This is a genomic window from Bacillus sp. FSL E2-0195 (assembly GCF_038003645.1).
Classification (GTDB): Bacteria; Bacillota; Bacilli; order Bacillales; family Bacillaceae_G; genus Bacillus_A; species Bacillus_A mycoides.
Genome location: NZ_JBBOPN010000001.1, coordinates 551,636 through 573,238 on the forward strand (window position 1 = coordinate 551,636; position 21,603 = coordinate 573,238).

Sequence of the window (21,603 nt, forward strand, 5' to 3'; positions counted from 1 at the left end):
AACATTGTTGTGTTCTGTTGGGATTTATTCGTATATCTAGATTATTGTAAAAGTAATATGGTGAATATTAACATTCGATTAACATCTAATTAACAATTTATCAAAACTGACTTAATAAATGCGTAATATAGTAAAGGTAACAAAATAACTAGGGTAGAGAACATTTGAGAACACCCGCTTACATATAACGTGTCGCTTTCTTAAGTGTGCTCTATTCCCTAGAGTTCAAATAAGGAGAAAGGTGTTCTATGTAAGTAGGTGTTTTTAGTTTGGATAAAAATAGAAAAGCTAGGTGGAATAAATGTTTAAAGAACCTTATATTGCGATGATAAAGGATTGGGAAGGGTACAAAACATACAAAAAATTACCGGAAACAGTTTTTCTTATGACTGGTTCAATGCTGGAGTTACCAGAGCGTGTATATGAACTACAGAAACATGGACACGATGTATTTCTTCATTGTGATTTTATACAAGGCTTAAATACGAACACAGAGGAAGCACTTTTATATATTCAAGATGTTATCGGAGCACAAGGTATTATTTCGACAAAGGGATCGACAATTCGAAATGCCAATAAAATTGGATTGAAAACGATTCAACGCATTTTTATTGTTGATACTTTATCTCTTACAAAATCAATTGAAAATTGTAAAACGACTAAACCGAATGCAGTAGAGATTATGCCTGGCATTATGCCTTCTATTATTAAACAGCTAGCGGAGGAAATAAAATTCCCTATTATTGCAGGTGGGCTGATTCAAACGCGAGAGGATGCAGAAATCGCAATTCGTGCAGGAGCAAGTGCAATTTCAACGAGTCATTATGAAGTGTGGATACAAAAAGAAAAAAGGAGTGCAACCTTGTGATTGAATTGAAAAATGTTTCAAAGGTATATAAAAATGCGGAAGAGACAGCAGTTAAAGACGTATCAGTTCATATTAAAAGAGGAGAATTTTTTGTTTTAGTTGGACCTTCGGGATGTGGAAAAAGTACATTATTACGAATGCTGGCTGGTTTAGAAGAAATTTCTTCGGGAGATTTAATTATTAATGAACATGTTGCAAATGATTTAGAGCCAAAAGATCGTAATCTATCAATGGTATTTCAAAATTATGCGCTATACCCACATTTATCTGTAGAAGAAAATATTTTATTTGGACTTAAGGTAAGAAAAGTACAGAAAGAAGAACGACAAAAACGATTGATGGAAGCTGTTGAGATGGTAGGGTTGAAGGAATATGTCAAAATGAAGCCTGGGCAACTATCAGGTGGACAAAGACAGCGTGTTGCACTTGCTAGGGCCATCGTCAGTCAAGCACCGATTTGTTTAATGGATGAACCACTTTCGAATTTAGATGCGAAATTACGTGCACAGATGAGGATTGAAATTAGAGAAATTCAGCAACGATTAGGAATTACGATGATTTACGTTACTCACGATCAAATAGAAGCAATGACTATGGGAGATCGTATTATGGTTTTAAATAAAGGAAGTATACAACAAGTTGGAACACCGCTTGATATATATAACGAACCAGCAAACGAATTTGTTGCAAGTTTTATAGGTTCTCCTTCTATGAATATAAATGATGGGGAAGTGGATAAAGAAAAAGGCATATTACATATAGGGCAATTGCAAATTCCATTATCTATTGGACAGTTAAAGCAATTACCAGAAGGAATAATTCGAATCGGCATGCGTCCTGAGCATATTGCATTGTCTGAGGAAGGACAAGAAGTTACGCTGCAATCTGTAGAAGTATTAGGGAATGAATCTATATTAAACTTTGCGGTAAATGGAACAACTTGGAGTGCGAAAGTCATCGGACAGTTACTCCTGAACAAAGGTGACAAAGTAAAATTATTATTCTCGCAAGAAAAACTATGCTTCTTTCACCAAAATACGAATGAACGATTAAAAGTGGTGGCTGAAGAAGAGTTGAAAGTGGTGGCGAAATAATGATTGAAGTAGGTAAGTTACCAGTTCAAACAACAGTGTCAAAAAAGAAGAGTTTATGGGGCAGAACGAAAGATTTAAGAATAGGATTATTGTTTTTGGCGCCATCTATTTTGTTATTTTCAATTTTTCTTTTCTATCCATTGTTTAGGACGATCTACTATAGCTTTTACTTAACAGATATACACGGAGAAGCTAATCTTTTCGTTGGCTTAGAAAATTATCAATATTTATTTTCGGATCCTGCTTTCTATAAAAGTATAAAGTCAACTTTATTATTTGTTTTATATACAGTGCCTACTAGTATTGTATTCGCCTTATTTCTTGCATTAATTGCAAATGAAAAAGTAAGAGGGATCGGGTTATTCCGAGTACTGTTTTCTTCAACGATGGGAATATCAGTAGCTGCTAGTGCAGTGATTTGGCTATTTTTATTTCATCCAAGTGTAGGGTTATTTAATAATATATTAGCCTCTATGAATCTTCCGGCAATCGCATGGTTAACGAGTCCGGACTGGGCAATGTTTTCTGTATCGGTTACAACGGTTTGGGTGAATACAGGATTTGCATTTTTAGTTATATTAGGTGGTTTACAAAATATTGATACGTCTTTATATGAGAGTGCATCTATAGATGGTGCTAGTTATTTACATAAGCTTCGCCGCGTCACATTACCGATGCTATCACCAACTTTATTTTTTATCGTGACAGTAACGTTAATTAGTGCATTCCAAAGCTTTGGACAAATTGATATTTTAACGCACGGTGGACCGAATGATGCAACGAATTTAATTGTGTACTCGATTTATAAAGAGGCATTTGTAAATCATCAATTTGGAACAGCAAGTGCACAAGCGATGGTATTATTTATTTTCATTTTTATTGCTACATTGATTCAATTTAAGTTTGCTGAGAGAAAGGTGCATTATAAATGATCGTTAAACAGTGGAAACAAAATTTCCTATTATACATGCTGCTCATTATTAGTGCAGTAATGGTGTTTTTTCCTGTACTGTATGCGTTTTTAATAAGCTTTATGACACCAGACGATATTCAAATGAGAAGGTTATTTCCAACTCAATTTACTTTTGATAATTTCATTAATATTTTTCAAAAAGTACCTCTTTTTACATACTTATATAACAGTTTAATTGTATCGACAGTTGTTATGCTTGGACAACTTATCGTATCCAGTTTAGCAGCTTATGCTTTTGTTTTTCTTCAGTTTAAAGGTAGAAACTTAATTTTCTTCTTGTTTATTTCAACAATGCTTATTCCGTGGGAAGCAACGATGGTACCGAACTTTTTAACGATTCAAAACTTCGGATGGATTAATAGTTTTGCTGGGATGACGGTGCCGTTTTTTGCAACAGCTTTCGGTATTTTCTTACTACGTCAACATTTTATGACACTTCCGAATGAACTGAAAGAAGCTGCTTTTATTGAAGGGATTGGAAATGTAAGGTTTTTATTCAGTGTTGTAATTCCGTATTGTAAAACGAGTTTTATTACGCTTGGAGTATATAGCTTTTTAACAACGTGGAATATGTATTTGTGGCCGCTCTTAGTAACCACTGATGAAAAAGTAAGAACGGTTCAAATTGGTGTAAAGCAGCTTCAATCTCAAGAAGTTGCAACTGATTGGGGCAGTGTAATGGCCGGTGTTACGGTTATCGTCATTCCAACGTTGATTTTACTATTTTTAGGGCAAAAGCAATTACAAAAAGGATTAACAAAAGGTGCAATTAAATAAGCATACATAGGAAAAGGTGGGATTGAGATGAGTTTATTGAAAAAAAGTGCTGCTCTTTTAATGGCAGCCACAATGGCATTAACCGGCGCAGCTTGTTCAAATAGTAAAACAGAGGGGAAACCTGAAGCACAGGCAAAAGTAGCTCCAGTTGAAAAGAATGGTGATAAAACTGTAATTCGTTTCTGGCATGCAATGGGTGGAAAAACACAAGGTGTACTAGATGGGCTTGTTGCAGACTATAATAAGTCGCAGAATAAATACGAGATAAAGGCAGAGTTCCAAGGAACATACGAAGAGTCTTTAACGAAATTTAAAACGATGTCTGCAACGAAAGAAGCGCCAGCTCTTGTTCAATCGAGTGAAATTACAACGAAGTATATGATTGATAGCAAAAAGATTACGCCTATCGATAGCTGGATTAAAAAAGATAAGTACGATACATCAAAATTAGAAAAAGCAATTACGAACTATTATTCAGTTGATGAAAAAATGTATTCTATGCCGTTTAATTCATCTACACCAGTATTAATTTATAATAAGGATGCTTTCGCGAAGGCTGGATTAGATCCAGAGAAAGCTCCGCAAACATATGATGAGTTAAAAGAAGCGGCGAAAAAGTTAACGATTAAAGAAGGCGGAAATGTAAAGCAGTATGGATTTTCAATGCTGAATTATGGTTGGTTCTTTGAAGAGTTGTTAGCGACACAAGGTGCTTTATATGTAGACAACGAAAACGGCCGTAAAGATGCTGCAAAGAAAGCGGTATTTAACGGAAAAGAAGGTCAAAAAGTATTTGGGATGTTAGATGAATTAAATAAAGCTGGTGCACTTGGAAAGTATGGAGCAAGTTGGGATGATATTCGTGCTGCGTTCCAGTCTGGACAAGTTGCTATGTATTTAGATTCTTCAGCTGGTGTTCGTGATTTAATTGATGCATCTAAGTTTAATGTAGGCGTTTCGTATATTCCGTATCCAGAAGATTCGAAACAAAATGGTGTTGTTATTGGCGGTGCTTCATTATGGATGACGAATATGGTTTCAGAAGAAACGCAGCAAGGTGCTTGGGACTTTATGAAATATTTAACGAAGCCAGATGTACAAGCAAAATGGCATACTGCAACAGGATATTTCTCAATTAATCCAGATGCATATAATGAGCCGTTAGTAAAAGAGCAGTATGAAAAGTATCCGCAGTTAAAAGTAACGGTAGAGCAATTACAAGCAACGAAGCAATCTCCAGCAACTCAAGGTGCATTAATTAGTGTATTCCCAGAATCAAGAGATGCAGTCGTAAAAGCATTAGAAGCAATGTATGACGGGAAAAATAGTAAAGAAGCGTTAGATGAAGCTGCAAAAACAACAGATAGAGCAATTAGTATTTCAGCTCGTACGAGTCAAAAATAAGAGAAAGCCGCATCCTTGTTCAGGATGCGGCTTTCTTTACAGGGAGATAAGGGATCAAAGAAATGATGAACTCTTATCTCTTTTATATGAGTAAAGGATCTAGAACGAATATTGTCTTTTTCATTATTTGTTTAACTCCATTGCAACTTGTTTACCATTTACGAAAACCTCTGCTACCGCTACTACAACTTCCATCACTTTTTTCATATCTCATCTCTCCTTGTTTTTTGTTTCATTTCTTACTTTTAGTATAAGGAAATATAGTAATTGCAACTATCGAATTGAATGACAAGAGACTTACAGTATTGTAAGGATAATAGTTTTATTTGTAATAAATGTTATTTCTGATTAGTATTCAGAAATTTCCTTCATTTTAATCTATAATTAGAAAGAGAATGGTTTAGAAAGAAGGAGAAGAAATGAAGAGAATACTTGTTATTAGTGATATTCATGGAGAAATAGAAAAGTTCGAACAGTTATTGGAAGAAGCTCAATACGATGCAAGACAGGATCAACTAATTTTGTTGGGGGATTATGTAGATCGTGGCCCGAATGCAAGTGCTGTCATTGAAAAGGTAAAAGAGTTAAAAGAAGAGGGAGCCTTCGTTTTAAAGGGAAATCATGAAGATATGATGATTAAGGCGTTAACGACAGATGAGGAACGTTCATGGAACCATTGGGTAAAAAGGAATGGTTCCATGAACGTTATATAGCTATGGATTTGTAGAAGAAGACATTGCGGTTAATGAGGAAAACTTCCAAAAACCGATTTTACAATCTCATATATTAGAGGAACATGTAACGTTTATTCAAGAATTAGATCATTACATTGAAACAGAAGAGTATATCTTTGTACATGCTGGTGTTGAGCCGATGAACCGAGTTTCTGAATCTGAACCATATACATTAATGTGGATCCGTAATGAATTTCATAATGGATATAGCGGCGAAAAGGTTGTTGTATTTGGTCATACGGAAACAAAAACGCTTCATGGTAGTGAGAATTGCGGAGTGTATTTTGGTAGTAATCGTATTATTGGGATTGATGGCGGGGCTGTGTATGGTGGTCAGTTAAATTGTTTGGAGTTGCCAAGCAAAAAGGTATATGTAGTAAAAAATTGAAAGAGATAAGAGGAATCTTATTTCTTTCAATTTTTTATTAAGTAAAATTTAAGAAAGAGCCTTTATAATAAAGGTTCAAAATTTTATATCGAGCAAAACTTTAGAAGTGAATATTTGGGAATTAAATTACATAATATGATTACATTATTTCGTTATGAAGAGAAGAGATGCAATAATAAAGAGAGTTGAAATAGATTGTGGAAGGTGAGAATATGCGCTTACTTGTAGTAGAAGATAATGCTTCTTTAATAGAGTCTATCGTACAAATTTTACACGATGAATTTGAAGTAGATACAGCATTGAATGGAGAAGATGGATTATTTCTAGCTTTACAGAATATATATGATGCCATTTTGCTTGATGTGATGATGCCAGAAATGGACGGTTTTGAAGTGATTCAAAAAATACGTGATGAAAAGATTGAAACACCAGTCCTGTTTTTGACAGCGAGGGATTCTTTAGAAGATCGAGTGAAAGGGTTGGATTTTGGCGGGGATGATTATCTCGTTAAGCCGTTTCAAGCACCAGAACTAAAAGCGAGAATTCGTGCTTTATTAAGACGAAGTGGTAGTTTAACAACAAAACAAACAATTTGTTATAAAGGAATCGAATTATTTGGAAAAGACAAAGACGCACAAGTCGATGGGCAATCAATTAAGTTAACTTTAAAACAGTATGAACTTCTAGAGTACCTCATTCAAAATAGCGGTAAAATTTTAATGCGTGAACAAATTTTTGATCGTGTTTGGGGATTTGATTCTGATACGACAGTAGCAATTGTAGAAGTGTATGTACATCATTTACGTAAAAAATTAGAACCATTCGGTTATCAGAAAGATATTCAAACCGTTCGTGGTATTGGATATATATTAAAAGAACAATGAGAAAGGGAAGCATGTTTCAAAAGACACGTATTCGTCTAACTATATTGAATTCGTTAGTATTTATCCTATTAATAGGTGTATTAGGTAGTATTATTTATTCGTACACATACAAGCGTACTTATAATGAAGTGGATCAATCTATAAAAATGATAACTCAGTATAGAGAAAAATTTGATGTTAAAATGCCACCACCAAGAAAACGTATAGAGAATATCAAAATTCGAGACCCACGGATAACTATAATAACTTGGAATGGAAAAATAGTGGAGATAGAAGGCGATAACCATAAATTTCGCTCTAACTTTGAAGGGGATTTGGAAAAGTTTTCTCCAAAAAAGGTAGGGGATTTGCAAGATATTGAAGTGCAAGGACGATATTTTAGAATGTTTGCGTTTCAAGAAGATGGAAAAATAGTTCAAATTGTACGTGATACAACAGCTGAAGAAGAAATGCTAAATACTTTATTTTTAATTCTCATAATAGGTTGTAGCATAGGCAGTCTATGTGCAATAGGTATCGGTTTTTTCCTAGCTGGCAGGGCACTCATACCTATTCAAAATTCATGGGAGAAACAGCAGCAATTCGTTTCCGATGCATCACATGAATTAAGAACACCGCTTGCAGTTATTCAATCAAAAACGGATGTATTATTCCAGTCCCCATCCGCTACGATAGAAGAAAAAGCCGTGGATATCTCTATAATTTCAAAAGAATGTAGGCGGCTATCGAAACTCGTTAGCAATTTATTGTTGTTAGCACGTTCGGATTCTAATCAAATTGAGATGGATAAGAAAACATTTGAACTGGATAAGTTGTTAGAAGAAATTATAAATCCATATAAAGAAATTGCCTCTTACCAAGAAAAAGCGATGATATTAAAAGTAGAACGTGATATAACGTTTATGGGTGATAGAGAGAGAATCCATCAAATGATGGTCATATTGTTAGATAATGCGATGAAGTATACGAATGAAGATGGGTATATTCAAATTGATTGCACACAAACGAGTAATTCAATTCGTATACGGGTGAAAGATAATGGGATAGGAGTTAAAGAAGAAGATATTCCAAATTTATTTGATCGTTTTTATCAAGGAGACAAAGCAAGAAGTATGTCAGAAGGAGCTGGGTTAGGTCTTTCAATCGCTAATTGGATTGTAGAAAAGCATTATGGGAAAATATCGGTAGAGAGCAAATGGGGAGAAGGAACTTGTTTTGAAGTGATTTTTCCTAAAAACCAAAGATTATAAGTGAGAAGGCGACCTTGTTTTTTACAAGGTCGTCTTTTTTTAAGGGAAAGTTAAGGAACAACTTGTATCATGTATTACATCATGGAAGCTTGTGATGGAAAGAAAAGCTGTAAGGTTTTTTTGAATGAACTGGATAAATCATAAGGTTATTTCTAACAGAGATGAAGTTTATGTATAGTATAAAAAAAATTATGGGAAAGCTGGGAAAAGAAAGCGTGAGAGGGAGGAATTAATTTTGCAAAAGAAAATGATGACGGTATTCACTATTGGAGTAATGAGTTTAAGTATATTAGGGGGTGCCTCTCCTTCTGGAATGAAAAAAGGAAAGACAGATTACACGCAGCGTAGTAAAGAACAATTAAATGATGGGAAAATACATGCAATGCATACGGAAGAAAAAGCGGAAAAGTTAGGCATTGAAACGGATGGGAAAGAACAAATTACGTTAGAAAAAGAAATTCATGAGACTGAGGTAGGAAGAGAAGCAGAACAATTAGGTATTTCGGCAGAAGGAAAAGATGTCGGAACTCTTTCAGAAGAAATCTATGAAACAAAAGTGAAGCAAGAAGCGTCAAAACTAGGCATATCTATAGATAATACATCGATTGTGAATTTGATTACTCAAATTAATACGATTAAAATTAATGATGAAGCGGATAAATTAGGTATTTCGACAAATGGAAAAGAAATAGAAGACATTGCCGAAGAAATCTATGGAACGAAAGTAAGAGAAGAAGCAGGAAAGTTAGGTATTTCTCAAAAAGGAAAAGAGATGGAAGATTTAGCACAAGAAGTGTACGAACAAAAAGTGCAGGGAGAAGCAAAAAAATATCATATTGATTTATACGGCAAAGATATATATCAAGTATTAAGAGAAATTAATGAACAAAAAGTAGTAGAAATGGCAGATGAGCTTAATATGGATAGAACGAATATAGGCATTCAAGAGCTAGCGGAAAAAATAAAACGAGAACAACCTGAAAAAGGAAACGAACTAAAATTTGTACCGATGATTCAAACAGATGCTGATGCGTTTTATTCGTATTTAACGAATTAAAAAGGGCGTGAGAGTGATACGAAAATGGAAGTGGTATATATGTATGGCCTTACTATGTATAGGGGTATGGGGTGCATATACAAATGGAATTACAAAGTATGTGGAGAAAGTAAAGGGGGTACTATTTTCAAGTGTACAAAGTCAAAAACGAATAGAGTTTAGTAATAACGATGAAAAAGTCATGTTATCAAATGTGCCTTTAATTCAGCAATTACCAGAGCTAGAGAGAGGCTGCGAAGTGACAAGCTTAGCGATGATGTTACAATACGCAGGTGTTTCTGTAGATAAGATGAAATTAGCAAATGAAATAAAAAAAGTTAATTTTATGGAAGATGGTGTACGTGGGAATCCGAATGAAGGATTTGTAGGGAATATTTATACCTTTTCTGAATCTGGATACGGTGTATATCACGGACCACTTTTTCAGTTAGCGAAAAAATATTTACCTAATAAAGCTGTGGACTTAACAGGGAAGAGTATAGAAGAAATTTATAAGAGTGTAAAAGCAGGGCAACCGGTAGTCATGATTACGAATGCAACATATGCTCCTTTAGATGAAGATGAATTTACTACATGGGAAACAAATAGTGGGGATGTTTCTATTACGTATAATGAACATTGTGTTGTACTTGTTGGGTACGATAAGGAATCTGTATATATTCGAGATCCCCTCGATGATAGCTTAGATGTAAAAGTGCCAAGAGGAAACTTTGAACAGGCATGGGTGCAGATGGGGAGTCAGGCAATTAGCTATGTAAATAACTCCAAATAAATTAGGAAGAAGAGCATGAACTATATAACTATAAGATGAAGGATAAAGATTTAAGGAATTGTAAGAGAAGTTTTGCAGATTTTTTTTTGAAGAGAAGCTGTTAAGAAATAAGAGAACTTTAGCTTATATAATAAGCTAAAGTTCTCTTATTTTTTAGGATTAAAATGTTTAGGAGAAGTGGATATGTAAAAATGCATAATTGACGAAAAAAATTACATGTTATCATTATATATTGTTTTATACATGTTGATTGTATAAAATTACACAAGTGTTCTATTACATAAAGGAGGCTTATTATGCAAAATATATTTAACTGGGTTAAAAGCATGAGTATCAAGAAAAAATTAATCATTTCATTTTTTATTATTTTAACCATACCAGGACTTATTATCGGTGGTGTTTCATATCAAACTGCCAAAACAAATTTTGAACATCAAATGACCGATAAAGCAAAGGAGAATATTTCAGTTTTAAATACTGTTATTTCTCAAAATATAGAAGAGAAATTTGTTGATGCGACGTACTTTTCAGACATCTTAACAGAGGATACATATCCAAATGGACAAGAAGAAATAGTAAGAACGAAGTTAGCACAATATATAAAGCTTCATCCAGAAGTAGAAGGTATTTATATTGGAACGCAGACGGGTAAGTTTATAAGAGAACCATTTATTCAAATGTCTGATGGCTATAACCCAACAGATAGATCATGGTATAAAGAAGCGCATGAAAATAAGGGAAAGGTAATTGTTACTGCACCGTATCAATCAGCATCTACAAAAAATATGGTAGTGACAATTGCTAAAGAAGTAAAAGATGGTAAAGGTGTTATAGGTATTAACTTGAATTTGGATAACATCCTCAAGGTTTCAAAAATGATTAATATTGGTGAAAAAGGCTATGCAGTTATTTTAGATCAAAATAAGCAAATTGTTAGTCATCCGTCTAGAAAGCCAGGTTCAAAGGTTACTGATACTTGGATTAAACCAATTTATGAAGACAAACAAGGAAATGTATCTTATACAGAACAAGATGATAAAAAGAATTTAATCTTTACAACAAATGAGAAAACAGGATGGAAAATAGTTGGAGTTATGTTTGACGAAGAAATTATGCAAGCTGCCAGTCCAGTGTTTTATAAGACTTTGATTGTCATAGCTATCGCTATTGCATTTGGTAGTGTATTAATTTATTTCATTACAAATTCTATTACAAGGCCATTACGACAAATAGCTGAATCGGCACATAAAATTAGTAAGGGAGATTTAACAGAAAAAATTACAATCCATTCCAAGGATGATATAGGGAAACTAGGGAATGCATTTAATGAAATGTCTACGTCTTTACAAGATGTGATCACCCAAATTAGCTTTTCAGCAGAACATGTTGCAGCATCGGCAGAAGAGTTAACAGCGAGCGTACAGCAAGCGAATGATGCGACAGATCAAATTACAATTGCAATGGAACAAGTATCAGGTGGGGCTGAATCACAAAGCCAAGGTGTTGAAGAAGGCGCGGCTACATTACAACAAGTAAATACAGCAATTCAAGATGTAACTGGAAGCGCAGAGTCAATTTCTATTTCCTCATTACATGCGCGAGAAAGAGCTGAAGAGGGAGAAGATTTAGTTGAACAAACCGCAAAACAAATGCAGTCTATTTCTAGGTCGGTATCCCAGTCAGATGCTATTATTAAACTTCTTGATGAGAAATCAAAGCAGGTAGGAGCTATTTCTGAAGCAATTCAAAACATTGCTACTCAAACGAACTTATTAGCTTTAAATGCAGCTATTGAAGCGGCAAGAGCAGGGGAACAGGGCCGAGGCTTTGCTATTGTAGCAGATGAAGTAAGAAAGTTAGCAGAGCAATCAGGAGAGTCATCCGGAGAAATCGCGAATTTAATTACGGAAATTAAGGCTGATATTGAACATACTGTTAAGGCAATGGATAATGTGAGTGGGGAAGTTCAACAAGGCTTAGATGTTGTAACAAAAACGAAAGTAAGTTTTACAGAAATTTTAAGTTCTACTACTCATATTGTTTCTCAAGTTAATCAAATGGTAGAAACAACGAAGAGTATAGCTGGAGATGCAAACGAAGTAACAAATGCTATTGATGAAATTGCAGCGGCGGCAGAAGAAAATACAGCTAGTATGCAAAGTGTTGCAGCTTCAACAGAAGAACAAGTAAATTCGATGGAAGAAATTAGTTCGGCTTCGCAAAACTTAGCTGAGATGGCCGAAGAACTACAAGCAATGACTAGTAAATTTAAAGTATAATAACAGCAAATAAGTAAGGTGAAAATAATATTACCTTGCTTATTTTTATATTCAGTAATTAGGGGAGTCATTAACGGGATGAAAAAAAGAAAAAGACTATGGAATTTATGGAAAACGATTACATTGTTAGTTTGTACGGTTGTAATTTTTTCTTTACTTGTTACAGATATATTAATTAGTCATAATGTAGAGCGGACAACGGAGGATAGCCAGGCAGAGAAAGCGAAAACAATTGCACATATTGTGGCGAATGATTCAGTGGTAATCGATGGTTTAATTGGGAAAGCAGATACATCCGCCATCCAAACGTATACAAATAGGATATTAAAAAATACAGGTGTTCAATTTATTGTCGTTATGGACATGGATGGGATAAGAAAGTCTCATCCAAATCCTCAAAAAATAGGTCTTCATTTCGTTGGAGGGGATGAAGGAACGGTATTGAAGGGAAAGGAACACGTATCTTTAGCAGAAGGAACTTTAGGGATTTCAATGCGAGTATTCGTTCCTGTTTTTGCTGACACAGGTGAACAGCTTGGTGCGGTTGCTGTTGGTATTTCAGCAGATAATGTAAAAGAAAGAGTTAAGGAAAGTAGACATATTATTTATATTGGTGTCGGAGTTGGATTGTTAATTGGCATTATAGGAGCGATATTGCTAGCTAGACATATAAAGAAGAGTCTGTTTGGTCTGGAACCGCACAGGATAGCGAAAATTCTTGAAGAAAGAAATACGATGTTACAATCGGTCAAAGAAGGTATTATTGCTGTAGATAAAGAAGCGAAAGTAACGTTAATTAATAATGAAGCAAAACGGCTATTTAAGAAAAGTGGACTTGAAGAAGACTTTATTGGTAAAGATGTTGAATTGTATATGCCGAATTCACGTATAAAAGAAGTGTTGCAAACAGGAGAGGTACAATTAAACGAAGAACAAAAAATTTATGGGATTACGATTGTTACGAATCGTGTTCCTTTATATGTAAAAGGAGAAATAGTTGGTGCGATTGCAACATTTCGTGATAAAACAGAAATTAGAAAATTAGCAGAGGAACTAACTGGTATTAGGCTATATGCGGAAGCGTTACGGGCACAATCTCATGAATTTATGAATAAAATGCATGTCGTATTAGGGCTCACACATATGAAACAGTATGAAGAATTGCAGAAATATGTAAGTAGTATGGTATCAGAGCATCAATATGAAATAGGGGGGATTATGAAAAAAATTCAAAGCCCAGTATTTGCTGGTTTTTTATTAGGTAAACTTAGCTATGCTAGAGAGAAAAATATAAAGTTAATTATAAGTGAAGGCTCTTATTTACCAGAAATATATGATGAAAGTATGATTCATGAACTTATTACGATTGTCGGAAACTTAATTGATAATGCGTTAGATGCGGTAGCGAATTGTAAAAAGAAGCAAGTTGAAGTTGGTATACAGTATGGGGACACAGACACATTAACTATTACAGTACAAGATGCGGGGAAAGGTATACAAGAAGAGGAGATGGATGCATTATTTACAAAAGGTTATTCCACAAAGGGAGATAATCGCGGTTATGGTTTGTATCTTGTAAAAGAAAGTATACAGCGAATAAATGGGGAAATTCATATTCATTCATTGGTAGGAGAAGGAACAACGATAACAATTGAAATACCTAATAGTAGGGATGAGAGGTAAAGATGATTAAAGTTTTAATTGTAGAAGATGATCCGATGGTGGCAATGTTAAATACACATTATTTAGAGCAAGTGGGAGGATTTGAACTTGTTCATGCAGTTAACTCAGTTAAAGAAGCGATAGAAGTATTAGAGAAGTCACGGGTAGACTTCATATTACTTGATATTTTTATGCCTGAGGAGACTGGATTTGAGCTGTTAATGTATATTCGAAATCAAGAAAAAGAAATTGATATTATGATGATTTCAGCTGTGCATGATATGGGAAGTATCAAAAAAGCATTACAATACGGGGTTGTAGATTATTTAATTAAACCCTTTACATTTGAACGATTTAAAGAGGCGTTAACTGTATATCGAGAAAAATTTACTTTCATGAAAGAACAACAAAAAATTAGTCAATCGGAATTAGATTCATTAATTTTGCAAAAAGAAAGAAGAGAGCCAACTGTCACTAAAGAGCTTCCGAAAGGATTAACAAAGCAAACATTGCAACTCATTTGGCAGAAAATCGCATCGCTTAATGGACAAGCATTTACAACTGATGAAATGGCGCAATTAGTAGGGGTTTCGAGAGTTTCTATTCGAAAGTATGTAATGTTTTTGACTGAAATCGGAGTATTAGAGAATGAAATGGTGTATCAAAATGTGGGAAGACCGGTGAGTAAATTAAGGTGTATTGACCGGAATAAAATAGACTTTTACGTATAAGCGACTTATTATAGGTCGCTTATACTTTTTTTAATTACAAAACCAATTACAAAACTTACAAAAACTATTTTTACTATTGAAAGCGTTTTAATATTGTTATTAAGAAAACAAGGGGGTGCCATATGGGAATTCAAAAGAATGTGGAAGCGGTATCATTTTCTGAAGGCAATGAATTGAAAAGTGAATCTTTCGCTTCTAAAATTATGAACGTTAAAATCGGTGTTATACCTTTACCGTTATACGTAGTATTGGCTGCTATTATTTATGGAGCATCTGTATATAATAAATTACCAGCAGATATGATTGGTGGTTTTGCAGTTATTATGATCATGGGTATTTTCTTAGGTGATATTGGAATGAGAATTCCGATATTAAAAAATATCGGTGGTCCAGCAATTCTCTCATTATTTATTCCATCGTTACTTGTATTTTTTAACTGGATGAATCCGGCTTCAATGGAAGCTGCGACTATGTTAATGAAAAAATCGAACTTTTTATATTTATATATTTCTTGTTTAGTAGTTGGAAGTATTTTAGGAATGAACCGTAAAGTGTTAGTGCAGGGTTTCGTTCGTATGTTTATTCCTTTAGTAGTAGGGACGTTAGCTTCTGTAGCAGTGGGCTTATTAGTCGGTTCACTATTTGGATTTGAAATGAAGCAGACATTCTTCTTTATCATCGTACCAATTGTGAGTGGTGGTATCGGGGAAGGGATTTTACCATTGTCGCTAGCTTATAGTGATATTTTAAATGAATCATCAGCAACATTTGTATCACAGCTTATTCCGGCAGCTATTATTGGGAATATGTTTGCAATCGTGAGTGCAGGGTATATGAAGCGTTTAGGTGAGAAGAAACCGGAGCTTAGTGGTAACGGTGTATTAGTGAAAACAGACAATCAAGCAGATTTATTAAAAGAACAAAATACAGAGAAGCCAATTGACTTCTCATTAATGGGAGCAGGTTTATTAATTGCATGTACGTTCTTCATCTTCGGAGGATTTGCTTCTAAGTTCATCGGTATTCCTGGGGCAATCATTATGATTTTCTCAGCAGCACTTGTGAAATACTTTAAATTAATGCCAGCAAAAATGGAGCAAGGAGCATTCCATTTATATAAATTCATTTCAAAGAATTTAACATGGCCATTAATGGTCGGTTTAGGATTGCTATATATTCCGTTAAAAGACGTAGCAGCAGTTCTTTCGGTAGGATATGTTGTTGTGTGCGCATCGGTTGTTCTTACAATGGTAGCGTCAGGTTTTCTTGTAGGGAAAGTGATGAAAATGTATCCAGTTGAATCAGCGATTGTAACTGGATGTCATAGTGGTTTAGGTGGAACTGGAGATGTTGCTATTTTATCAGCTTCAAATCGTATGGAATTAATGCCGTTCGCACAAATTTCAACGCGTTTAGGTGGGGCTGCAATGGTCGTAACAGCGACAATTTTATTAAAAATGTTTTCATGATCAAACAAGCTAGCTATATTCATATAGCTAGCTTGTCAAATTAAGGGGAGATTATAAGTATGTTAGAAAAACAAATTAATGAAAGATCATTGTTATTGCATAAAGAATTAGTAGGGAAAATTGAAATTACAAGTAAAGTAGAAGTGAATACAGCGGACGATTTAAGTTTGACTTATACACCGGGGGTAGCAGAGTCTTGTAAAGCAATTGCGGCAGATGAGGAAACAGCTTATGACTATACAGCACGTGGTAATATGGTTGCAGTTGTTTCAGATGGAACTGCAGTACTTGGTTTAGGGAATATTGGACCGAAAGCGGCTATGCCTGTTATGGAAGGGAAAAGTATTTTATTTAAGACATTTGCGAATGTAGATGCTTTCCCGTTATGTTTAGGGACGACTGATGTGGATGAAATCGTTACCCTTGTTAAAAATTTAGAGCCTACATTTGCAGGAATTAATTTAGAGGATATTGCAGCACCACGTTGCTTTGAAATTGAAAGACGATTAAAAGAAGAAACGAATATTCCTGTATTTCATGATGATCAGCATGGGACGGCTATTGTTGTTTTAGCAGCTGTTATTAACGCATTAAAAGTTGTAAGTAAACAAATGGACGATGTGAAAATTGTTATTAACGGTGCGGGTTCGGCAGGAATTGCAATTGGAAAATTATTATTAAAAGCTGGCGCAAAATACATTACGTTAGTTAGTTTAGAAGGTATTGTTTGTGAAGGTGAAACATGGATGAACGAAGCGCAAATCGAAGTTTCAAAGAAGACAAATCGAGAATATGTACGTGGAACATTAAAGGAAGCGATTCATCAAGCTGATATTTTCATCGGTGTATCTGCTCCAAACGTATTAACGAAAGAACTTATACAGACGATGAACGAGAAACAAATTGTGTTTGCAATGGCGAATCCAATCCCAGAAATATTCCCAGAGGACGCATTAGCAGCTGGAGCTGCTGTAGTTGGAACTGGTCGTTCTGATTATTCAAATCAAGTAAATAATGTATTAGCGTTCCCTGGTATATTCCGTGGTGCATTAGACGTACGCGCGACTGATATTACAGAAGAGATGAAATTAGCAGCAGCATATGGGATCGCTAACATAATTACGGACGAAGAGCGTAATGCGAATTATGTAATTCCCAATCCATTAGATAAAAGAGTTGTTCCAAGTGTTGCAGAAGTAGTAGCGAAAGCAGCCATTGATTCAGGTGTGGCACAGATTACGAAAATGCCAAGTTATAAATAGTCAAAAGCAGCGCCTTAAAAAGGCACTGCTTTTTTTGAGATAAGAAATCAAAATAATGAAGAAGTGTAAATTTATTCAAGCCCCGTTCATTATTTATTTAACTCCATTGCAACTTGTTTACCATTTATTAAAACCTCAGTTACTGCTACGATCACTTCTATCATTTTTTTCATCTCTCATCTCTCCTCGCGTCATTTCTTACTTTAAGTATAAGAGAAGAGAGATAATCCACCTATCGAAGTACGTGACGTAGAAATTACATTGTTGTAAGGAAGTGTTTCAGTTTTGTCACTTTATTCGGCATTGATTACAAATTGATCATAATATCTTTCATTCACATATATGTTTAATACCCATAATCCAGATGAAGGTAGTGACATTACGAGAGGGAGTTCCTTTACGGTTGTATCGACTGTATTTGAAGTAGTCCAAGTTTGTTTAGAGGTTTCTTTTTGAAAGAGTACTGGTGTTGGAGTTGTAGTTCCTTGTTTTAACGCGATAATAGATAGTTTTCCAGTTGGCATTTCAGGATCCAGGAAGAACCACATTATTTCATTTTGCTCATTTGCGATAATAGAGCTATCAGCCATTGCAATTTTTCTTTCAATGCCTTTTAACGGTATTTTTCCTTCTACGAATGATGGTGCTTCTTCCCAATTTACATCTTTTAAGACACTAAGGTGAAAAAAGGAAGGTGCGTTAATTTGAGAGGATGACGTTTCTATTACTTCTTTTTTAGGTACATTTGAATCGGGTTGCGATTGCGCGCAGCCAGTAATGAGGAAGGAGAAAAGTAGCATAGTTCCGATTTTTTTCATGGTGCCACACTCCTAATTTTTATTGTTAGTGTAATTGTATTTGCTAGAAGACGAGACAATTCCTTTAAATCATAAAAAGAGGTCGTAAGTTTTGTACGACCTCTTTTGACATTTTCTATCCCAATTGGTGAGGGCTAATAATCAGTGGGGGATGGAACCCCCCACTGATTAAAGTTTCACTTTATATTTGTTCAGTTGAAAAGGTTGGTTCTCTCTCTTTTTGAGGCATTGTTAAGAAAATAACAGAAAGGACGATACATACTCCGCCTAATAATTGATATGCTCCAAAAGACTCATTAAGCCAAGCGATTGAAACGATGGCAGCTACAAGTGGTTCAATGCTAGATAAAATACTTGTTTCTGTTGCTGCTAAATATTTAAGACTACCGATATAAAGAAGGAAAGAAAGAGTGCCGCTTATAATGATAAGAATAAGCATAGAAAAAGTTTGAAGTGTGAAAGTTTGCGAAATCTGATTCCATCCAAAAGAACGATTACAAATAAGCAGTGCAATCCCTCCAATTAACATCCCCCAGCCAATTACTATAGTTGTTCCGCATTCTTTAATAAGGGAAGCCGGATGAAGGGTATAAAACGCAAAACCAATCGCTGTTAATAGGCCGAAAGTAATAGCTGCTTTAGATAAAACAATATTTTCAATTGAACCGTTTGTAATAATAAAGTATGTCCCTGTTAGAGCAGTTATAATTGCGAGTATTTGCATAGAAGCAGGGAATTTCTTTTGCTCAAACGCAATGTAAATAGTAATAAGAACAGGGCCTAGAAATTGAAAGAGTGTTGCTGTGACCGCATTACTAATATGAACTGTTTCGATAAAGGCGTATTGCGCACCGAGCATGCCAAGAATAGAGAAAATAATAAGCTGTATAGAATGTCTAGGGTGTTTCCAAATTTGAAATATGTTTTGTTTCTTTATTAGTAAGAAAGACAAAATAAATACTCCTGCAAGCAACAAGCGAATTGTTAAAAAATCAATTGATGATACGTTCGTATGTTGAAATAGCCATTGAATCATCGGTCCAGATAATCCCCATAATGTGGCTCCTGTAATAATCATAATGAGTCCGATACGTCTACTTTTGTTCATGATCATGCATCTCCTCTTTAGTATTTGATTTTTTATGTGTGACATGATAAAAGGAATTATATATAAAATCTGGTACTGTAAAAAGTATCAGATTTTAGTTTTATTAAGGGGTCAGATATTATGTTAGAATTAACGCCTAATTTAAATATGAATAGTAAGAAGGCATTGTATGTGCAGTTGTATGAGTATATAAAAAAAGAAATTAAAGATGGAACGATTCTATCTTTTACGAAATTACCGGCTAAGCGAAAGTTAGCAACACATTTACAAGTAAGTAAAAATACAGTAGAGGCGGCTTACGAGCAATTACTTGCAGAAGGTTATATTGAGTCAATTTCGAGAAAAGGTTATTTTGTATGTAAGGTTGAGCAAATGGTTCATGTAGAAGAAAACGAAGAGAGAATAGAAGAAGTATCCTTTCAGGAGAGGGATTATAAATTTGATTTCACACAAACAGGAGTCGATACAAATGCTTTTCCGTTCAATATGTATCGGAAAATTATAAATGACGTATGGCAGCCTCATAATAATGAGTTGCTCTTTCTTGGTCACCCACAAGGAGAATGGAGCTTAAGAGAAGAAATTGCGAACTATTTGTATGAATCTAGAGGTGTGCGTTGTGCAGCTAGTCAAATCGTATTAGGAGCGGGAACACAAATATTAGTGAAACTACTGTTTCAATTATTAAAGGGAAGTAATTATGCAGTTGAAAATCCAGGGTATCATAGAAAAATGGTTGTTTTTGAACAGGGAGAAAAAAGAGTTCAAATGTTATCTTTGGATAGAGATGGAATTTGTATTGTAGATTTAGAGAATAGTGATGCGAACGTTGTATTTGTTACTCCTTCCCATCAGTTTCCGTACGGAATGATTATGCCTATCACGAGAAGGATGCAGCTTTTAAAATGGGCGAAGAAAGAAGAAGGTAGGTATATTATTGAAGATGATTACGATAGTGAATTTCGTTATTCGGGAAAACCTATACCGGCACTGCAAGGGTTAGATACAGACGGGAAAGTTATTTATATGGGGACGCTATCTAAAGCATTGTTGCCATCATTACGGATGAGCTATATGGTGTTACCAAAGAAATTGATTAAAAAGTATCAACAACAATATTTATTTTATACACAAAGTGTTTCAAGAATGGATCAAGAAGTGATTAGAAGGTTTTTAAGTGAAGGGTATTGGGAAAAACATATTCATAAAATGCGTGTCGTCTATCGAAAGAAGAGAGATCGACTTGTTTTTGAACTAGAAAAGTACTTCTCAAATCGTGTTGAAGTGATAGGAGAAGATTCAGGATTGCACATTTTATTAAAGGTGCATAATGGAATGCGGGAAGAAGAATTAATTAAAGAAGCTGCGAAACATAGTATCAAAATATACCCTGTGTCTACGTACTATAAAGACGGTACTGCACCTAAAAATATAGTGCTACTTGGATTTGCGATTTTATCAGAAGAAGAAATCGCGAAAGCGATTCAATTATTAAATAAGGCATGGTTTATAAAAAAGTAAAAAACATCCTCATAAATGCGAGGATGTTTTTTATTATTTTTCTTCATCTAGGAAAAGAACCATATGCTCTTCATCCCAATATTGTCCGTTATATTTTAATGAACGTTCTTGCACACCAAATGTTTTAAACCCTAATGACTCGTAAAGTTTTTTTGCACCATCGTTGCCAACAACAACATCAAGCATAACTTGCTCTACTTCTAAAGATTTAGCAAGCTCAAGACATTCTTTAATAAGTGCTTTTCCCGCTCCAAGTCCGCGTGCTTTTGGAGACACGTATACTGAACCAATTTTCGCTTTATGTTCTTGTTTTACATATGGTTTCGTTTCCAGTGTTGCAACTCCGATTAATTCTCCATCTTTAAATGCACCTAGTGTATAGTTCTCATCTTGTGCTAATTTTTGGGCTTTATATTCAATAGCACACTCTTTATTAATAATATCTTCATAAGAAGAGCTGAAAGCTTCCGGGTTTTGTTTTAACCCTTCTACTCGAAGTTCTAAGTAAATTTCTGCTTCGTCTTTTGTTAATACATGGATATCCAATTATAT

At 34.7% G+C, this 21,603-nt stretch carries 18 protein-coding genes and 2 pseudogenes; 17 read left to right on the top strand and 3 right to left on the bottom strand.

Annotated elements, in window-relative coordinates; translation table 11 throughout:
* The first annotated feature begins 301 nt into the window (after positions 1 to 301).
* The 16 genes and pseudogenes from MHH59_RS02855 (at position 302) to MHH59_RS02925 (ending at position 17,604) form a co-directional block, all read left to right on the top strand.
* Complete coding sequence (locus MHH59_RS02855; protein ID WP_340850802.1) at positions 302 to 868, top strand: glycerol-3-phosphate responsive antiterminator; 567 nt, start codon at positions 302 to 304, stop codon at positions 866 to 868.
* Positions 865 to 1,962 (top strand): ABC transporter ATP-binding protein, encoded by a 1,098-nt coding sequence (locus tag MHH59_RS02860; protein ID WP_002169198.1) that lies wholly within the window; start codon positions 865 to 867, stop codon positions 1,960 to 1,962. The genes MHH59_RS02855 and MHH59_RS02860 overlap by 4 nt, the downstream gene beginning before the upstream one ends.
* The gene (locus tag MHH59_RS02865; protein ID WP_078178080.1) at positions 1,962 to 2,894 is read left to right on the top strand and encodes a carbohydrate ABC transporter permease; all 933 of its coding nucleotides are present in this window, start codon (positions 1,962 to 1,964) and stop codon (positions 2,892 to 2,894) included. The genes MHH59_RS02860 and MHH59_RS02865 overlap by 1 nt, the downstream gene beginning before the upstream one ends.
* A complete protein-coding gene (locus MHH59_RS02870; protein ID WP_002125118.1) occupies positions 2,891 to 3,712 on the top strand; it encodes a carbohydrate ABC transporter permease in 822 nt (273 codons plus the stop codon). The genes MHH59_RS02865 and MHH59_RS02870 overlap by 4 nt, the downstream gene beginning before the upstream one ends.
* Positions 3,713 to 3,739: 27 nt before the next feature.
* Complete coding sequence (locus MHH59_RS02875) at positions 3,740 to 5,116, top strand: ABC transporter substrate-binding protein (RefSeq protein ID WP_002134301.1); 1,377 nt, start codon at positions 3,740 to 3,742, stop codon at positions 5,114 to 5,116.
* A gap of 419 nt (positions 5,117 to 5,535) precedes the next feature.
* A pseudogene (locus tag MHH59_RS02880) lies at positions 5,536 to 6,238 on the top strand (metallophosphoesterase family protein).
* 212 nt (positions 6,239 to 6,450) lie between these two features.
* The gene (locus MHH59_RS02885; protein ID WP_078178087.1) at positions 6,451 to 7,122 is read left to right on the top strand and encodes a response regulator transcription factor; all 672 of its coding nucleotides are present in this window, start codon (positions 6,451 to 6,453) and stop codon (positions 7,120 to 7,122) included.
* 11 nt (positions 7,123 to 7,133) lie between these two features.
* On the top strand, positions 7,134 to 8,372 hold the full coding sequence (locus MHH59_RS02890; RefSeq protein WP_340850803.1) for a sensor histidine kinase: 1,239 nt from the start codon (positions 7,134 to 7,136) through the stop codon (positions 8,370 to 8,372).
* A 235-nt stretch (positions 8,373 to 8,607) separates the two neighbouring features.
* Positions 8,608 to 9,429, top strand: coding sequence for a hypothetical protein (locus tag MHH59_RS02895; RefSeq protein ID WP_002063724.1), 822 nt, complete (start codon positions 8,608 to 8,610; stop codon positions 9,427 to 9,429).
* Between the two features lie 43 nt (positions 9,430 to 9,472).
* On the top strand, positions 9,473 to 10,201 hold the full coding sequence (locus tag MHH59_RS02900; protein ID WP_078178077.1) for a C39 family peptidase: 729 nt from the start codon (positions 9,473 to 9,475) through the stop codon (positions 10,199 to 10,201).
* Positions 10,202 to 10,638: 437 nt separating this feature from the next.
* Positions 10,639 to 11,541: pseudogene (locus MHH59_RS30785) on the top strand (HAMP domain-containing protein); the annotation flags it as partial.
* A 120-nt stretch (positions 11,542 to 11,661) separates the two neighbouring features.
* The gene (locus MHH59_RS30790) at positions 11,662 to 12,480 is read left to right on the top strand and encodes a methyl-accepting chemotaxis protein (RefSeq protein WP_434087954.1); all 819 of its coding nucleotides are present in this window, start codon (positions 11,662 to 11,664) and stop codon (positions 12,478 to 12,480) included.
* 78 nt (positions 12,481 to 12,558) lie between these two features.
* Entirely contained in the window at positions 12,559 to 14,163 is a 1,605-nt protein-coding gene (locus tag MHH59_RS02910) for a sensor histidine kinase (RefSeq protein WP_078178075.1), read from the top strand.
* Between the two features lie 2 nt (positions 14,164 to 14,165).
* A complete protein-coding gene (locus tag MHH59_RS02915) occupies positions 14,166 to 14,873 on the top strand; it encodes a response regulator (RefSeq protein ID WP_002063727.1) in 708 nt (235 codons plus the stop codon).
* 122 nt (positions 14,874 to 14,995) lie between these two features.
* Positions 14,996 to 16,342 carry a 2-hydroxycarboxylate transporter family protein gene (locus MHH59_RS02920; RefSeq protein ID WP_002063728.1) on the top strand — a complete coding sequence of 449 codons (1,347 nt, stop codon included), beginning with the start codon at positions 14,996 to 14,998 and terminating at the stop codon, positions 16,340 to 16,342.
* Between the two features lie 59 nt (positions 16,343 to 16,401).
* Positions 16,402 to 17,604, top strand: a complete 1,203-nt coding sequence (locus MHH59_RS02925; protein ID WP_002125135.1) for an NAD(P)-dependent malic enzyme — start codon at positions 16,402 to 16,404, stop codon at positions 17,602 to 17,604.
* Positions 17,605 to 17,897: 293 nt separating this feature from the next.
* Here MHH59_RS02925 and MHH59_RS02930 read toward each other — a convergent pair whose 3' ends face one another.
* Both MHH59_RS02930 and MHH59_RS02935 read right to left on the bottom strand, forming a co-directional pair.
* Positions 17,898 to 18,422, bottom strand: coding sequence for a DUF4871 domain-containing protein (locus MHH59_RS02930; protein ID WP_002010428.1), 525 nt, complete (start codon positions 18,420 to 18,422; stop codon positions 17,898 to 17,900).
* 181 nt (positions 18,423 to 18,603) lie between these two features.
* Complete coding sequence (locus MHH59_RS02935; RefSeq protein ID WP_340850807.1) at positions 18,604 to 19,530, bottom strand: DMT family transporter; 927 nt, start codon at positions 19,528 to 19,530, stop codon at positions 18,604 to 18,606.
* Positions 19,531 to 19,650: 120 nt separating this feature from the next.
* Between MHH59_RS02935 and pdxR the strand changes: the two genes are divergently transcribed.
* A complete protein-coding gene (gene pdxR, locus MHH59_RS02940; protein ID WP_078178071.1) occupies positions 19,651 to 21,051 on the top strand; it encodes a MocR-like pyridoxine biosynthesis transcription factor PdxR in 1,401 nt (466 codons plus the stop codon).
* 33 nt (positions 21,052 to 21,084) lie between these two features.
* Here pdxR and MHH59_RS02945 read toward each other — a convergent pair whose 3' ends face one another.
* Positions 21,085 to 21,597 carry a GNAT family N-acetyltransferase gene (locus MHH59_RS02945; RefSeq protein ID WP_000351210.1) on the bottom strand — a complete coding sequence of 171 codons (513 nt, stop codon included), beginning with the start codon at positions 21,595 to 21,597 and terminating at the stop codon, positions 21,085 to 21,087.
* Positions 21,598 to 21,603: the final 6 nt, after the last annotated feature.

Bases quoted from the DNA above. Each gene is read 5' to 3' on its own strand.
- MHH59_RS02925 (WP_002125135.1), top strand. From the start codon at position 16,402: ATGTTAGAAAAACAAATTAATGAAAGATCATTGTTATTGCATAAAGAA.
- pdxR (WP_078178071.1), top strand. From the start codon at position 19,651: ATGTTAGAATTAACGCCTAATTTAAATATGAATAGTAAGAAGGCATTG.
- MHH59_RS02900 (WP_078178077.1), top strand. From the start codon at position 9,473: ATGGCCTTACTATGTATAGGGGTATGGGGTGCATATACAAATGGAATT.
- MHH59_RS02875 (WP_002134301.1), top strand. From the start codon at position 3,740: ATGAGTTTATTGAAAAAAAGTGCTGCTCTTTTAATGGCAGCCACAATG.
- MHH59_RS02870 (WP_002125118.1), top strand. From the start codon at position 2,891: ATGATCGTTAAACAGTGGAAACAAAATTTCCTATTATACATGCTGCTC.
- MHH59_RS02935 (WP_340850807.1), bottom strand. From the start codon at position 19,530: ATGAACAAAAGTAGACGTATCGGACTCATTATGATTATTACAGGAGCC.
- MHH59_RS02915 (WP_002063727.1), top strand. From the start codon at position 14,166: ATGATTAAAGTTTTAATTGTAGAAGATGATCCGATGGTGGCAATGTTA.
- MHH59_RS02890 (WP_340850803.1), top strand. From the start codon at position 7,134: ATGTTTCAAAAGACACGTATTCGTCTAACTATATTGAATTCGTTAGTA.
- MHH59_RS30790 (WP_434087954.1), top strand. From the start codon at position 11,662: ATGGAACAAGTATCAGGTGGGGCTGAATCACAAAGCCAAGGTGTTGAA.
- MHH59_RS02865 (WP_078178080.1), top strand. From the start codon at position 1,962: ATGATTGAAGTAGGTAAGTTACCAGTTCAAACAACAGTGTCAAAAAAG.
- MHH59_RS02910 (WP_078178075.1), top strand. From the start codon at position 12,559: ATGAAAAAAAGAAAAAGACTATGGAATTTATGGAAAACGATTACATTG.
- MHH59_RS02920 (WP_002063728.1), top strand. From the start codon at position 14,996: ATGGGAATTCAAAAGAATGTGGAAGCGGTATCATTTTCTGAAGGCAAT.
- MHH59_RS02885 (WP_078178087.1), top strand. From the start codon at position 6,451: ATGCGCTTACTTGTAGTAGAAGATAATGCTTCTTTAATAGAGTCTATC.
- MHH59_RS02855 (WP_340850802.1), top strand. From the start codon at position 302: ATGTTTAAAGAACCTTATATTGCGATGATAAAGGATTGGGAAGGGTAC.
- MHH59_RS02930 (WP_002010428.1), bottom strand. From the start codon at position 18,422: ATGAAAAAAATCGGAACTATGCTACTTTTCTCCTTCCTCATTACTGGC.